Below are 14826 nucleotides of genomic sequence, written 5' to 3'. Positions count from 1 at the left end.
AGGACTACGAGACGAATGCACCACGTCTCCTCAAGAGCTGGGGGGCGCCCGTCGTGTGCGAGGACGACGGGAGAAGAGGAGAGCGCTCTCAGATGCGTAGGTTCCTCCGTCGCGCTGAGCGCTGTCAAGGGTTCTGACTTCACCCTATGGAAACGCCCTGATCATTGACCTGAAACGATTGCAACGTATGTAACGGCGATCGTTACAGGACAGGTTATTGACAGTTAACGGGCCGACAACCACCCTGTGCAGAGAGCGCTCTCCTCAAGATCGAAAATGTCGGACCCAGGGAGGGTTCCATGGGCATACTGCGCCCCCGGCTCCTCGCACCCGCCGTCGCGGCCCTGCTGGCCGCGAGCGTGGCCGCGTGCGGCGGCGACTCCGGCGGCGGCGGCGGGACCACCGGCTCCGCCGAGCCGGGTGAGAAGATCACGCTGACCGTCGGCCTGTTCGGCGACTTCGGCTTCAAGCCGCTGTACGAGGAGTACAAGAAGACCCACCCGAACATCGAGATCACCGAGCGCGTGAGCGAGTTCGCCGACCACCACAACAACCTGATCAAGCGGTTGGCCACCAACGCGGGCACCGCCGACATCGAGGCGGTCGAGGTCGGCTACATCAGCACCTTCACCGCCACGCCCGACAAGTTCCACAACCTCAAGGACTACGGGCTGGACGCGCGGCAGAGCGACTACCTGGACTGGAAGTGGCAGCAGGGCCTGTCCAAGGACGGCTCGGCGCTGCTCGGCCTGGGCACCGACGTCGGCGGCCTGGCCATGTGCTACCGCAAGGACCTGTTCGAGAAGGCCGGCCTGCCCAGCGACCGGGACGAGGTCTCCGCGCTGTGGCCCACGTGGGAGCAGTACATCGAGACCGGCAAGAAGTTCGCCGCCGCCAACGTGGCCGGCGCCAAGTTCGTGGACAGCCCCGGCGAGATCTTCCGCGCCATGGTCAACCAGGCCCCCGTCGGCCTGTACGACGCCCAGGACAACATCATCGTCGCCTCCAACCCCGAGGTGAAGAAGGCCTGGGACCTGTCCAACCAGCTCAGCCAGAACGGCCTGACCGCCAAGCTGGCCGCGTTCTCACCGCCGTGGAACACCGGCTTCGCCAAGGGCTCCTTCGCCACCATCATCTGCCCCGCCTGGATGACCGGCTACATCCAGGAGCAGGCCAAGGACGCCTCCGGCAAGTGGGACATCGCCGCGGTGCCCGGCGGCGCCGGCAACAGCGGCGGCTCCCACCTGATGCTGCCCAAGCAGGGCAAGCACCCCAAGGAGGCCGCCGAGCTGATCAACTGGCTGACCTCCAAGGAGAACCAGGCCAGAGTGTTCAAGGAGGAGGGCACCTTCCCCTCCATCCCGGCGCTGTACGACGACCCGTCGATCCAGTCCTTCACCAAGCCGTTCTTCGGCGACGCGCCCATCGGCAAGATCTACTCCGACGCCGCCAAGGCGCTCAAGCCGCAGCACCTCGGCCCCAAGGAGGCCGAGGTCCGCACCGCCATCGGCAACGGCCTCGGCCGGGTCGAGCAGGGCAAGCAGACGCCCGACGAGGCGTGGGCCCAGGTCCTCAAGGACGTGGAAAAGATCAAGTGACGGCGCGGGGCGGCGGCCGTGCCCGTGCGGACGCCGCCCGCCCGATCCCCCCACACCGAAAGGACCAGCCATGGCCACCCGCGCCCCGGACCGGCCGGCGGCTCCCGCCGGCGTGCCAACGCGGCGGCACCCCAGGCGCCCCGGCTGGAGCGCCCGGCTCCACCGGATCGACGTCGCGGTCTCGCCGTACGCCTACATCGCGCCGTTCTTCCTGCTCTTCAGCGCCTTCGGGCTGTTCCCGCTGCTCTACACCGCCTGGGTCAGCCTGCACGAGTGGACGCTGCTGTCGGACACGCAGACCTTCATCGGCGCCGAGAACTACGCCACCCTGCTGACCGACCCCTACTTCTGGAACGCCACCTTCAACACGCTGTCCATCGGGATCATCTCCACGGTGCCGCAGCTCGTGCTGGCCATCTGGCTGGCGCACCTGCTCAACCGCCCGCTGCGGGCGCAGACCTTCTTCCGCATCACCCTGCTGCTGCCCAACGTGACCAGCGTGGTCGCCGTCGTGGTGATCTTCAGCCAGCTCTTCGGCCGCGACTTCGGCCTGATCAACTGGGTGCTCGGCCTGTTCGGCGCGGGCGCCATCGACTGGGCCGCGGGCACCGCGACCTCGCACGTCGCGATCTCGGTCATGATCATGTGGCGCTGGACCGGCTACAACGCGCTGATCTACCTCGCCGCCATGCAGGCCGTGCCCCGGGAGCTGTACGAGGCCGCCACCATCGACGGCGCCTCCGGCCTCACCCAGCTACGCCGCATCACCGTACCGATGATCCGGCCCACGATCGTCTTCACCGTCATCGTCTCCACGATCGGCGCGATGCAGATCCTGGCCGAGCCGCTGCTGTTCGCCGCCACCACCAGCGGCAGCGGCGGCATGGTCACTGGCGGCCCCGACCGCCAGTTCCAGACGCTCGCCCTGTACGTCTACGAGCACGGCTTCACCAACTTCGACTTCGGCTACGCCTCCGCCGCGTCCTGGGTGATGTTCGTCTTCGTGGTCATCGCGGCCGGCGTCAACTACCTGTTCACCCGGCGCATGGGCGGTGAGATCCGATGAAGGGGAGCACCGCCGCACGGCGGCTGACCTACCTGACCCTGCTCGCGGTCGCGTTCTTCTCGGCCTTCCCGCTGTACTTCAGCGTGGTCGTGGCCTCACGGCACAACTCGGCCCTGGCCCAGGTGCCCCCGCCGCTGATCCCCGGCGGCAACTTCTTCGCCAACGTGGCCCGGGTCTTCGACACCGTGCCCTTCACGCTCGCGCTGCTCAACTCGGTGCTGGTCTCGGGCTCGATCGCGCTGTCGGTGATGTTCTTCTCCACCCTGGCCGGCTTCGCCTTCGCCAAGCTCCGCTTCCGCGGCCGCAACGCGCTGCTCGTCCTCACCATCGCCACGATGATGGTCCCGGTCCAGCTCGGCATCATCCCGCTCTACATGCTCATGGTGAAGATCGAGTGGACCGGCACCATGTACGCCCTGATCGTGCCGTCGCTGGTGAGCGCCTTCGGCGTGTTCTTCATGACGCAGTACCTCAGCCGCGCCCTGCCCACCGAACTCCTGGAGGCGGGCCGCGTGGACGGCTGCAGCACCTGGGGCCTGTTCTGGCACGTCGTCATCCCCACCGCCCGCCCGGCCGCCGCCGTGCTCGGCATGCTCACCTTCATGACGGCCTGGAACGACTACTTCTGGCCCCTGGTCGTCCTCACCCCGGAGAACCCCACGGTGCAGGTGGCCCTGTCCTCCCTGGCCAGCGGCTACGTCAACGACTACGTACTCGGCCTCACGGGGACCGCGCTGGGAACCCTCCCGCTCATCCTCGTCTTCGTACTACTCGGCAAGCAGATCATCGGCGGAATCATGCAGGGAGCTGTCAAAGGTTGACCTCATCATCTTGGCTCACACCAGAAGATCCCAGCCCTCACGGGCAGGCTTTCCTGCTTCTTCGAGCCGCGCCTCGTCCGCTTACGCGGACTCGGTCTTACCGGCCCTCCACAGGCGTTTACCCTCTCCGCCGGCCCGGCGGCGAGAATGTTACGGGCGGCGTTCACGTCACGATCGTGCACAGCCCCGCACGCGCACTCCCACGAGCGAATGGCGAGCGGCAGACACTCGCGAACCGCACCGCAGTGAGAACACGTCTTACTGGAGGGAAACCACCGGTCGACCACGATGAGTTCGCGCCCATACCAGGCGGCCTTGTAAACGAGCATGTCTCTCATCTGGCGCCAGGACGCGGCGCTGATCGCACCGGCCAGGTTGTGATTGCCCAGAAGGTTTCGCACCGGCAGATCCTCGATCACGACCGTTTGGTTCTCACGGACGATACGAGTAGTGATCTTGTGCAAATGGTCACGCCTCCGGTCGGCGATGCGCGCGTGTGCTCTGGCGACCTTGAGCCGTGCCTTGCCATGGTTGGCACTGCCCTTCACCTTGCGGGCCATGGAACGCCGCAGTCGAGCGAGCCTGACCGCGTCAGTCCGCTCATTCCGCAGCCCGGCGATCTTCTCGCCCGTCGAGAGGGTCGCCAAGGACTGCAGGCCCATATCGATCCCGATCGCGCGGCCGTTCGGCGCCAACTCGGCCACCCGGTCCTCGACCAGGATGGACACGAACCAGCGACCGGCTCGGTCTCTGGACACCGTCACCGTCGACGGCTCGGTCCCCTCGGGGAGAGGGCGCGACCAGACGATGTCGAGCGGAGCGTCCATTCTGGCGAGGATGAGCCGGCCATCTCGCCAGCGGAACGCGCTGCGAGTGTATTCCGCCGATGCCCGGGACCGTTTCTTGGACTTGTACACGGGATGTCCGGCCCGACCAGCGAAGAAAGCGGTGAATGCGGCATGAAGATGCCGCAACGCCTGTTGCAGCGGGACGCTGGAGACGGCATTCAAGAACGCCATCTCGGGTGTGCGCTTCCAGGCCGTCAGCGCCGCCGACATGTCGCCATAGGACATGGGACGGCCTTCCACGCGATAAGCCCGGACACGCTCGGCGAGCGCGTGGTTGTAAACGAAGCGCACGCAGCCGAAAGTGCGCAACAGGAGGGCCGCCTGCGCATCCGTCGGATAGAAGCGGAACTTGAACGCCCGCTTCACGGTACGCGCCATGCCGAACACTCTACGTGAACGACAGCGGGCGGGCATGAGTTTCCGAACCAGCGATGCCATCCCGGAGCCGAAGCTCGGGGCCTTCACGCTCAAGGAGAATTGATGACTACGACCGTCACCAATCGGGGGACCGCCCCTTCCTATCTGACGGAGGGGCGGGTGGACTTTCCCGGCGGCTTCGTCTGGGGGGCGGCGACCGCGTCCTACCAGATCGAGGGCGCCGTGAAAGAGGACGGCAGGGGGTTGTCGATCTGGGACACCTTTTCCGGGACGCCCGGGAAGGTGGTGGGCGGCGACACCGGGGAGGTGGCCTGCGACCACTACCACCGGTACGCCGAGGACGTGGAGCTGATGCGGGAGCTGGGGCTGCACGCCTACCGGTTCTCGGTGGCGTGGCCGCGCATCCAGGCTGAGGGGGCCGGGCCGGTGAACCCGGCGGGGCTGGACTTCTACGACCGGCTCGTGGACACGCTGCTCGCCGGCGGCATCGCGCCGTACGTGACGCTGTACCACTGGGACCTGCCGCAGGCGCTGGAGGACCGGGGCGGGTGGACCGCGCGCGAGACGGCGTACCGGTTCGCCGAGTACGCCGCGGCGGTGCACGCCCGGCTCGGCGACCGGGTGCGCTCGTGGACCACGCTGAACGAGCCGTGGGTGTCGGCCTTCCTCGGCTACGGCAACGGCGTGCACGCGCCGGGGCGTACGGACCCGGGCGAGGCCATGCGGGCGGCCCACCACCTGCTGCTCGCGCACGGCCTGGGGGCCCAGGCGCTGCGCGCGGCCGGGGCCGAGGAGATCATGCTGGTGATCAACTCCTCGCCGGTGGTCACCCCCGCCCAGGTCACCGACCCGTACGCGGCGGCGTCCGAGGCCGACGCCGCGGCCGTGGAGCGCATCCACGCCCTGCTGACCCGCCAGTTCCTCGACCCGGCGCTGCGCGGGGCGTACCCGGAGGAGGTGCTCGCCGTCGCCGAGCGGCACGCCGGCCTCGGCCACATCCACGACGGCGACCTGGCCCTGATCAACCAGCGGATCGACCTGGTGGGGATCAACTACTACAACCCGTGCGTGGTGGAGGCGGGCCCGGGACGGCCCGCCGACGCCGCATGGCCGGGCAGCGAGGACGTGCGCTTCTGCCCGACGGACGTCCCCGCGACCGCGATGGGCTGGCCCATCGTGCCGACCGGGCTGTCGCGCCTGCTGCTGCGCCTGTCGGCCGACTACCCCGAGGTCGGCCTGTTCGTCACCGAGAACGGCGCGGCCTTCGACGACGTGGTGACCGACGGCCGCGTCCACGACGCCGAGCGCGTCGCCTACTACGACGGCCACCTGCGCGCGGTGCACGCGGCCATCGAGGCCGGCGCCGACGTGCGCGGCTACCTGGCCTGGTCGCTGCTGGACAACTTCGAGTGGGCCGAGGGGTACCGGCGCAGGTTCGGGCTGGTGTACGTGGACTACGCCACGCAGGCCCGCATCCTGAAGGACAGCGCCCTGTGGTACGCCGATGCCATCCGCCGCAACGGGCTGGCAGACTAGGGGCGTGGCCACGAGGGGACGGGGTTGCGGGGCATGAAGCGACCGACTCTGGAGGCGGTGGCGGCGCGTGCCGGGGTGTCCAGGGCCACCGTCTCCCGGGTGGTGAACGGGCAGTCCACGGTGACGCCGGAGATCCGCGACGCGGTGATGCGCGCGGTCAACGAGCTGGGCTACGTGCCCAACTCGGCCGCGCGCAGCCTGGTGACCCAGCGCACCGACTCGATCGCGCTGGTCGTCTCCGAGCCGCCCACCCGGGTCTTCTCCGAGGATCCCCTGTTCTCCACGGTGATCAGGACCGCGAGCCGCGAGCTGGAGGCCGCCGACAAGCAGGTGGTGCTGATGCTGGCCGGCACGCCGCAAAGCCACGCGCGGGTGGAGCGCTACATCGCGGGCGGGCACGTGGACGGCGTGATGCTGATCTCGATGCACGGCGCCGACCCGCTGCCGGCCGCGATCAGCCGCATGGGCGTGCCGGTCGTCTCCTACGGCCGGCCGGCCGTGGCGGTGGACATGCCGTTCGCCGACAACGACAACGTCGGCGGGGCCGAGACGGCGGTACGCCGGCTGCTCGACATCGGGCGCCGCCGGATCGCCACCATCGCCGGGCCGCTGGACATGATCGCCGGGCAGGACCGGCTGACCGGCTACCGTAACGCGCTGCGAGGCTCCTCGCGCCGCTCGATCGTGGCGGTGGGCGATTTCACCCGCGAGTCGGGCGCCATCGCGATGCGCCAGTTGCTGGAGGACGACCCGCAGCTCGACGCGGTGTTCGTGGCCAACGACCTGATGGCCATCGGCGCGTTGCAGGCGCTGCGCCAGGCCGGGCGGCGGGTGCCCGACGACGTGGCGATGGTCGGCTTCGACGACATCGAGGCCGCCCGCTACACCGAGCCGCCGCTGACCACGATGCGCCAGCCGATCGTGGAGCAGGCCACGGCGATGGTCCGGCTGCTGCTCACCCCGCCGGCCGAGCGCGACACCGACCACGTGATCCTGCCGACCGAGCTGGTGATCAGAGAGTCGGCCTGAGCCGTCACGGGGTCTGGCTCAGCGCCTCGGGGATCCGGTCGAGCACCGGGTAGGGCACCAGGCCGTAGGCGTAGAAGTCGACGGCGTGGCCGCCGGCCGCGCGCACCGCGCGTACCTTGGCGGTGAGCCGGTCGGCGGAGTCGGTGTCGGGCAGGCCCGGCCGCAGCACCACCCTGACCTCGCGGTCCTTACCCACCGAGCGGCGGTAGGCGCCCACGTCGTCGGCCACCCGGGCGGCGTCGCGGGCGTAGGCGAGCACGCCGAACGACGGCACGAGATCGCCGAGCGCGAGCAGGTCGATGCCGAGCTGCCAGGCGTCGTGCGCGGCCAGGCCGGGCGAGGGCAGGCCGTCGGCGTAGCCCTTGACCGCGCCGGTGGCATCGAGGAACACCAGCTTGGACCCCTCCTGCGTCACGGCGTCGGACACCATGGAGACCAGCGAGGTCACGGTCTCGGAGCGGGCGCGGGCGTAGGCGACGACCTCCGGCCCCGCGTACGCCGTGAGCGCCGCGCGGGTGACCTCGCCCTGCGCCGGCGGGTCGCCGTCGAGCACCCCGCCCACGATCCGGGCGCACTCCTCGCGCGCCGCCTCGGCGTTGACGCCCAGGTCGGCGGCCCGGCGCATGCAGAAGTCGCAGAAGCACAACCCGAACAGGAAGGCGTCCATCGGCCCGAGCGCGACCGAGGAGCGCTCGTAGGTGAGGCGGCGGAAGTGCAGCGCCTCGGCGACCACGCTGTCAACCCCCTGCCGGGCCACGGCGCGGGCCAGCGCCTCGGCGTACTGGCGCACGTCGGGGTGGGCCGGGCACAGGTCCTCGGGCGAGCCGCGGTCGCCGAAGCAGTCGCGCACCGTGATGTCGGGGTGCTCGCGGCCGAGCGTGGCGCAGCGCAGGAACACGGCCCAGCCGTGCAGGTGGAGCCCGCGCGCGGCCGTCGCCTTGCGCAGCGCGGCGATGGGCTCCTCCGCCGCGTACTCCTGGACCGGCGGCGACAGGCGCAGCCCGTCGAACAGGTCGGCGGGCGGGACGAAGTGGGCGCCGTCGTGGCGCACGGTCAGCCTGGTCACGCCGTGCGGGGTGATGTCGCGGGCGGCGTGGTGGACGGCCCCGACGGTGACCCCGGCCGCGCCGTGCCCGGCCACCCGGTCGAGCACGTTGTCCAGGCCCTCGCCGCGGATGTCCTCGGCGAAGACGTATACCGAACTGTCCACCCCGGTCTCCATCTCAAAGGTACGTGCTGATCAAATCAATCACGACATGGCGATCGTCCACCACCGGGAGCACCCGCCATTTGTCGAAGGCCGTGCACGGGTGGGAGATCCCGAACGACAGCAGGTCGCCGGGCCGCAGCTCGGCGGCGGTGCGCACGATGGCGTGCTGGTCCTGCATCTTGGTGACGGTCACCTCGCCCTCGCCGAGCGCGACCGTACGCCCGTGCCGGCGCAGCGCCCGCACCACCGGCAGGCCCTCGTCGTACGGGGCGTCGCGCTTGCCGAAGCCGAGCACCGCCATGCCCGGCTCGGGCGCCGACAGCACGTGGGCCCACAGTTCGAGCGCGGGCCGCAGCTCCCCGGGGACGCGGGTGAACGGGGTGCGCTCGCGGTAGTAGCCGTCGTCGTGCGTGACGTACGCGCCGCTGCGCAGCACGACCCGGGCCCGGCAGCCGGCCAGCTCGCGGCCGATCACGTCGAACCACTGGCTGCCGCCGGCCGACAGGATCGGCTCGCGCACCCGCAGGTGCTCCAGCGCCTCCTGCAGCCGCCCGAGGTAGGCGCGCACCTCGGCGGCGGTGCGGAGCGCCCCTTCGTACCCCGCCACTCCGGCGAGTTCCACACCGGGCGCGTTCTGCGCGGCCGTGGCGACGTCGAGCAGGCCGCCGAGCGTACGGCAGCCGGCCCGGCCGCCCTCGTGCCCCAGCTCGGCCAGCACCCGGAACGGCCGGGGGCCGGCCGCGGCGGACAGGATCTCGATCCCGGCGACGGAGTCGGCGAAGCACAGGAACTCGAAGGCCGGGTCGCGCTCCAGCTCGGCCGCGACCGCGCGCAGCCCGGCCGGGTCGACGAACTGGTTGGCCAGCACGATCCGCCGCACGCCGAAGCCGCGCAGCGTGAGCGCCTGGGTGGGGGTGGCCACGGTGAACCCCCAGGCGCCCGCGTCGAGCTGCGCGGCCAGCAGCGCGGGCGCCATGGTCGTCTTGGCGTGCGGCGCGAGGAGGAGGCCGTGGTCACGGGCGAACGCCGCCATGGTGGCGACGTTGTGCCGCACGGCGGCGCCGTCGAGCACCATGATCGGGAAGGAGACGGCGCCGTCGAAGATCGACTTTCCTACGGGCGGGGCGAGCAGCCCCTTGGCAGGCTCGCCGTCCCGCCACTCCGGAACCCGCACAGGACCCCCCTCGCCGCTCTCCGCGCCACCCCCAGCGACCCTACCGGCCCCGGCGCGGTCCCGCTCCTCGCGGGCTCAGTCCTGGTCGGGGATCGTCCGGTCGTCCTCGACGGAGCCGGTGGTCGTGACGCTCCCGATCCTGCAGTCCAGGGAGGACGTCACCGGACGCTCGGCCAGCAGCTCGTGCGCCTGCTGCCGGGCCAGGTTCCAGCCGTTCCACGGGTCGGGCAGGTTCAGGTCGTTGGCGACCACGACGTCGGCGAGCACGCAGCTTCGCAGCGGCTCCGGCAGCCTGCTGATCGCGGGCACCGCATCGGCCCCGAGGTCGCTCAGGTACGCCGCGTCCAGAAACTTCAGCCCACGCTCCTTGATCTGCGTCTCGGCGATGCGCAGGTCGGGGTTCCACACGGCGAAGGCGAGCATGGCGACGCCGGTCACCGCCACCAGGGCGCGCGGCAGCCAGCCGCCGCGGCGCAGCATCAGGCGCATCGCGCCCGCGATCAGGACCAGCACGAACACCGCGCCCAGCCACCACAGCGTCACCTCGACGACGGCGCGCAGCCGGGAGTAGCCGTACATGTCCACGTACAGGTGCAGCCGCTGGATCGCCGACCACATGATCACCATGGTCAGCGCGCACAGCAGGCCGAGCAGCCCGGCCATCGTCCACCGGTCCCGGCCGTCCACCGCCACCGCCACCGCGGCGACCGCGACGACGGCGAGCACGAACACGCTGACGACGACGAGCTGGAAGAAGCCCTGCCTGGCGTACTCGGCGTAGGTCAGCCCGGCAGTGGTCAGCACCCGCTCGTTGCCGCCGAACAGCACCGTGATCTGCACCGCGACGAACGCGGCGAACAGCAGGTTCAGCGCGGTCAGCGGGATCAGCCACCCCGCCCGGCCCACGTTGAGGCCGAAGTCGCGCCGCTCGGGCTCGGGGCCCGGCCGCAGCCCGGCGAGCGCGACCGCCCCGGCCAGGATCGCGATGCCGATGAACGCGACGATCCGCAACGGCAGCGTCTCGGCCCAGTCGGCGGCGGTGAACGCGTCGGTGAGGAACGCGGAGAACACCGGGTCGGCGGAGGCGAACAGCGCGCCGAACACCAGCAGCAGCGCCGCGGTCAGCCCCACGCCGACGGCGATCGGCGCCATCTTCCGCGGCCGCCGCCGCGCCGCCGCCTTCAGCGGCCCGCCGACGAACCAGGGCAACGGGATCAGCGCCAGCAGGACGGACGCGCCGCCCTTGAGCGTGCCCAGCCAGCTCGCCCCCAGCCCCGACAGCGCGAGGGCCGCGATGCAGAACCCGGCCAGGGCGAGCGGGGTGACCAGCCAGTCGGCGTCCCGCACCAGCGCCACGCCGACCAGGGCGTACCCCAGCAGGCCCAGCCCCAGGGACCAGGGCGTGATCCTGCGCCACAGCGCAGGCAGCCCGACCACCCCCAGCGCGACGGCGGTCAGCACCAGCCCCAGCCCCGGCGCCGCGTACGGCAGCGTCACCGCCGCCACCAGCCCCGCCCCCGCCATCGCCGGCAGCACCCACGACGGCATCGCCGGCACCTCCGGCCGCGGCAACACCGAGGGCGGCACGTACGACGGCCCGCCCGGCGCCTTCTCCGGAGCATTGGCCGGACGCACGGGAGCCGGCGCCTTGCGCGTCGCCCCGAGCACAGTGCCGATGAACGCCCCGGCCAGCACACACCCGAACGCGGCCAGCATCGCCAGCGCGAAGCCCACCACACTGAGCACCGCACCCACGACGACCGCCGCGATCAGCCCGCAACAGGCCCCCACGACCGCGAACCCGATCGCCGCCCACCAGTTGGCCGGATAGGACTCCCCCCCGGCTCCACCCGGCCCTCCCGGCCCTCCCGGCGCCCACTGCCCAGGCGGCGGCGGAGGCGGCCCCACCCGCCCCCGCCCGACATCCGCGGGCATGCCCGCACCCCCCGGCCGCACCCCGCCCGCCCGCTCCTTGACATCGCCACCCGCACCCGGCACCCCCACCTTCACCGCAGAGCCCGCCCCCGGAGCCCCCACGACCCCCGACACAGCGGCGCCCGCACCCGGCACCCCCACGGCCCCTGACGCGGCAGCGCCCGTGCCCGGCACCCCCACGGCCCCCGACACGGCAGCGCCCGCACCCGGCGCTCCGGCGGCGGCGACCGGCGCCCCAACGGCCCTCGACGCGGCCGGGTCCGCGGCACCCTTCGTCTCGGCCGCGCTGGTCGTCGATGCCGCGGCCCCAGGAGCACCGGAACCCACGGCGGCCTGCGCTGCGGCAGTGACCGGCCCCCCGGCGGGCTCCGCCGCCGCGACGCCCGCGGCCCCTTGCGCCCCCGTGACGCCGACCGGTGGCACAGCGGCTCCCGACTCACCGGAAGCCAGCACCGCCGGCACGGCCTCATGGCCCACGCCGACATTGCCCGGCACACCGGCCGCCTCCGGCACGGCCACGCCGGTGCCCTCTTCTGCCCCTGTCGCGGCGAGCGGCACACCGGCCGTCTCCGCCGCGCCCAAGCCCGTGGCCCCCCTCGCCCCGGCGACGCCAACCGGCGGCACCACGGCCTCCGTCACACCAGAGCCGGAGGCTCCGGGCGCCGTGACGACCTCAGTCACACCCGAACCGGCCGCTCCCTCGGCCACGGCGGCCGTCACCGGCACCCCGGCCTCCGCCGCGGCGATACCCGCGCCCTCTTGCGCCCTCGTGGCGCCGGTCGGCGGCGCCACGGCCTCCGACACGCCCGAGCCCACGGCCCCCATGGCGGCGACCGGCACACCCGCGCCCTCCGGCACGGCCAAACCCCCGACCGCCTCCGTGACGCCGACCGGCGGCGCCGTGGCCTCCGGCACATTCGAACCCAGGCGCGCGACCACGACCTCCTTCGCCCCGGACCCCGTGGCCGGGACCACGGCGGGCTCCTGCACCTCAGTGCCCGCGCCGGGCACCGGTGTCATCGGTCCCGGGGCCTGCGTCACACCGGAACCCACGGCCTCCGGCACACCGGAGCCGGGGGCTCCGTGCGCCACGACGATCTCAGTCACACCCGAACCGGCGACTCCCTGGGCCACCGCGGGCGTCGCCGGCATCTCCGGTGCGGTCGCGTCCGCATCCGGGGCCGGGGGCAGGGCGGCCTCGGCCATCGCGATGGCCGGGGACGGCGGGGCCGTGGTGGCGGGGACGGGCTCCGTGGGCGCGGGCTCCCGTGCCGCGCCCTCGGTTCCGGCTGCGTTCTCGGTGGTGGCGGTGGTCTTCCTCGGGACCGGGGCGGCCAGGGGGCGGGCGGTGGGGCTGGGCGGGGGTTCGGGGGTGGGTGAGTCGCCCATGGTGATCCTTCCGGGGAGCCCGACCACCATGCGGCAGCCGGGAGAGTCGTCGATGTGGATGGAGCCGCCGTGAAGTTCCACGATCTCCTTCACGATGGCCAGGCCGAGGCCGGTGCCGCCGGCGTCGGCGGCGCGGGCGGCGTCCAGGCGGGAGAAGCGCTCGAAGACGCGGGTGCGCTCGGCCTGGGGGATGCCGGGGCCCTGGTCGGCGACCGCGATCTGGACGCCGGGGCTCGCCGGGGAGGGCGGGGCGGGGACGGCCGACAGGGTGACGGTGCCGCCGGGCGGGCTGTGGCGTACGGCGTTGTCGAGCAGGTTGGCCAGGACCTGGGCGAGGAGGCCCGGGTCGGCGTGTACGGACAGGCCGGCGGGCCGTACCGCGACGCGCACGGTCACGTCGTCGCGGGTCAGGGCCGCCTCGCGGGCCGCCTGGTCGAGCAGGGGCTCCAGGCCCACGGTCTCGGGGTCGATGTGCATGGCGCCGGAGTCGAGCCGCGACAGGTCGAGCAGTTGCGCGACGAGCCGGCCGAGCCGTTCGGTCTGGGCGAGGGCGATGCCGAGGGTGTGCACGTCGGGCTCGGACACCCCGTCCACGACGTTCTCCAGCACGGCGCGCAGGGCGGTGATGGGGGTGCGCAGCTCGTGGCTGACGTTGGCCACCAGCTCCCTGCGCTGGCGGTCCACCTCGCCCAGGTCGGCGGCCATCGCGTTGAACGCGCGGGCCAGTTCGCCGACCTCGTCGCGGGAGGTGGCGCGTACGCGCTGGCCGTACCGGCCCTTGGCGATGGTCTGCGCGGCGGCGGCCATCTCGCGCAGCGGCCTGATCATGCCGCGGCCGAGGAGCTGCACCATGAGCAGCGCGAGTGCGACCGCGACCGCTATCCGCAGCTCCCGGCCGAGGCCGGCGTTGATGCCGACCTCGTTGACCACGAAGGCCACCACGACCGCGAGGCACACGGCCAGGCCGAGTTTGATCTTGATCCGGCCGAGGAAGTCGAGCGGCCTCATCGCATCACGCATCGCATCTTGGTGAGACTCATGCGGACGCCTCCGGGTTCGGGGGCGTTCAGACCGGTTTGGCGAGGGCGTAACCGACGCCGTGGACGGTCCGGACCACGTCGGGGCCGAGCTTCTTGCGCAGGGCGCGGACGTGGCTGTCCACGGTGCGCGTGGCGGCGGCCTCGGAGAAGCCCCACAGGTCGCCGAGCAGGCGCTCCCGCTCGAACACCTGGCCGGGCCGCTCGGCCAGGCGGCGCAGCAGGTCGAACTCGGTTCGGGTGAGCCGCACCTCCTCGCCGCCGACGTAGACGCGGCGCTCGGCGGTGTCGATGTGCACCTCGCCGACCTTGATCATGGTCTCCTCGACGGCGAGCTGCGCGGCCCGTTCGACCCGGCGCAGCAGGGCGTGCAGCCGCGCGACCAGTTCGCGCATGCTGAACGGCTTGGTCACGTAGTCGTCGGCGCCGACGCCGAGGCCCACGAGCAGGTCGGTCTCCTCGCTGAGCGCGGTCAGCATGAGCACCGGCACCGGGCGCGCCGCCTGCATCCTGCGGCACACCTCCAGCCCGTCCAGCCTGGGGAGCAGCCGGTCGAGCACGACCACGTCCGGCTCCATCCGCCCGTACGCCGCGAGCGCGCGCTCGCCGTCGGCCTCGACCCGCACCGCGAACCCCTCCGCGATCAGCCTGTCGCGTACGGCGTGCGCGATCGTCTCGTCGTCCTCCACCACCAGGACGCTGCGCTGCTGCGGCAGCGGGGCGGCCGGGGGGATCTGCGGGATCGCCATGCCCGGCAGCCTAGAGCCCCGCTGTGCAGATAAACCTCACCGAATTGTGAAGAAGC

At 72.1% G+C, this 14826-nt stretch carries 10 protein-coding genes; 5 read left to right on the top strand and 5 right to left on the bottom strand.

The window, feature by feature from the left end:
* Positions 1–299 precede the first annotated feature (299 nt).
* From HNP84_RS22755 to HNP84_RS22745, 3 genes are all read left to right on the top strand, one after another.
* Positions 300–1598 (top strand): ABC transporter substrate-binding protein, encoded by a 1299-nt coding sequence (locus HNP84_RS22755; RefSeq protein WP_185051798.1) that lies wholly within the window; start codon positions 300–302, stop codon positions 1596–1598.
* Positions 1599–1668: 70 nt separating this feature from the next.
* Positions 1669–2664, top strand: coding sequence for a carbohydrate ABC transporter permease (locus tag HNP84_RS22750; RefSeq protein ID WP_185051797.1), 996 nt, complete (start codon positions 1669–1671; stop codon positions 2662–2664).
* Positions 2661–3485: a carbohydrate ABC transporter permease gene (locus tag HNP84_RS22745; protein ID WP_185051796.1), complete on the top strand. Its 825-nt coding sequence runs from the start codon at positions 2661–2663 to the stop codon at positions 3483–3485. Before HNP84_RS22750 ends, HNP84_RS22745 begins: the two co-directional genes overlap by 4 nt.
* 5 nt (positions 3486–3490) lie before the next feature.
* On the opposite strand, the gene HNP84_RS22740 is transcribed toward HNP84_RS22745, so the two are convergent.
* Positions 3491–4711: an RNA-guided endonuclease InsQ/TnpB family protein gene (locus HNP84_RS22740; RefSeq protein WP_185051795.1), complete on the bottom strand. Its 1221-nt coding sequence runs from the start codon at positions 4709–4711 to the stop codon at positions 3491–3493.
* Between the two features lie 102 nt (positions 4712–4813).
* Here HNP84_RS22740 and HNP84_RS22735 point away from each other — a divergent pair, with 102 nt between their 5' ends.
* Positions 4814–6247 carry a GH1 family beta-glucosidase gene (locus HNP84_RS22735; RefSeq protein WP_185051794.1) on the top strand — a complete coding sequence of 478 codons (1434 nt, stop codon included), beginning with the start codon at positions 4814–4816 and terminating at the stop codon, positions 6245–6247.
* Between the two features lie 33 nt (positions 6248–6280).
* Entirely contained in the window at positions 6281–7276 is a 996-nt protein-coding gene (locus tag HNP84_RS22730; protein WP_185051793.1) for a LacI family DNA-binding transcriptional regulator, read from the top strand.
* A 4-nt stretch (positions 7277–7280) separates the two neighbouring features.
* On the opposite strand, the gene HNP84_RS22725 is transcribed toward HNP84_RS22730, so the two are convergent.
* From HNP84_RS22725 to HNP84_RS22705, 4 genes are all read right to left on the bottom strand, one after another.
* Positions 7281–8486: a hypothetical protein gene (locus HNP84_RS22725; RefSeq protein WP_185051792.1), complete on the bottom strand. Its 1206-nt coding sequence runs from the start codon at positions 8484–8486 to the stop codon at positions 7281–7283.
* Between the two features lie 13 nt (positions 8487–8499).
* Complete coding sequence (locus HNP84_RS22720; protein WP_312925501.1) at positions 8500–9660, bottom strand: alanine racemase; 1161 nt, start codon at positions 9658–9660, stop codon at positions 8500–8502.
* A 75-nt stretch (positions 9661–9735) separates the two neighbouring features.
* Positions 9736–14004 (bottom strand): DUF4153 domain-containing protein, encoded by a 4269-nt coding sequence (locus tag HNP84_RS53320; protein WP_246518488.1) that lies wholly within the window; start codon positions 14002–14004, stop codon positions 9736–9738.
* A 46-nt stretch (positions 14005–14050) separates the two neighbouring features.
* On the bottom strand, positions 14051–14770 hold the full coding sequence (locus tag HNP84_RS22705; protein WP_185051791.1) for a response regulator transcription factor: 720 nt from the start codon (positions 14768–14770) through the stop codon (positions 14051–14053).
* Between the last annotated feature and the right edge of the window lie 56 nt (positions 14771–14826).

Origin of the sequence: Thermocatellispora tengchongensis (genome assembly GCF_014202315.1) — a bacterium.
Taxonomy (GTDB): Bacteria; Actinomycetota; Actinomycetes; order Streptosporangiales; family Streptosporangiaceae; genus Thermocatellispora; species Thermocatellispora tengchongensis.
This window is presented reverse-complemented; position numbering and strand designations above follow the sequence as displayed.

Bases quoted from the DNA above. Each gene is read 5' to 3' on its own strand.
- HNP84_RS22755 (WP_185051798.1), top strand. From the start codon at position 300: ATGGGCATACTGCGCCCCCGGCTCCTCGCACCCGCCGTCGCGGCCCTG.
- HNP84_RS22750 (WP_185051797.1), top strand. From the start codon at position 1,669: ATGGCCACCCGCGCCCCGGACCGGCCGGCGGCTCCCGCCGGCGTGCCA.
- HNP84_RS22745 (WP_185051796.1), top strand. From the start codon at position 2,661: ATGAAGGGGAGCACCGCCGCACGGCGGCTGACCTACCTGACCCTGCTC.
- HNP84_RS22740 (WP_185051795.1), bottom strand. From the start codon at position 4,711: ATGGCGCGTACCGTGAAGCGGGCGTTCAAGTTCCGCTTCTATCCGACG.
- HNP84_RS22735 (WP_185051794.1), top strand. From the start codon at position 4,814: ATGACTACGACCGTCACCAATCGGGGGACCGCCCCTTCCTATCTGACG.
- HNP84_RS22730 (WP_185051793.1), top strand. From the start codon at position 6,281: ATGAAGCGACCGACTCTGGAGGCGGTGGCGGCGCGTGCCGGGGTGTCC.
- HNP84_RS53320 (WP_246518488.1), bottom strand. From the start codon at position 14,004: ATGCGTGATGCGATGAGGCCGCTCGACTTCCTCGGCCGGATCAAGATC.
- HNP84_RS22705 (WP_185051791.1), bottom strand. From the start codon at position 14,770: ATGGCGATCCCGCAGATCCCCCCGGCCGCCCCGCTGCCGCAGCAGCGC.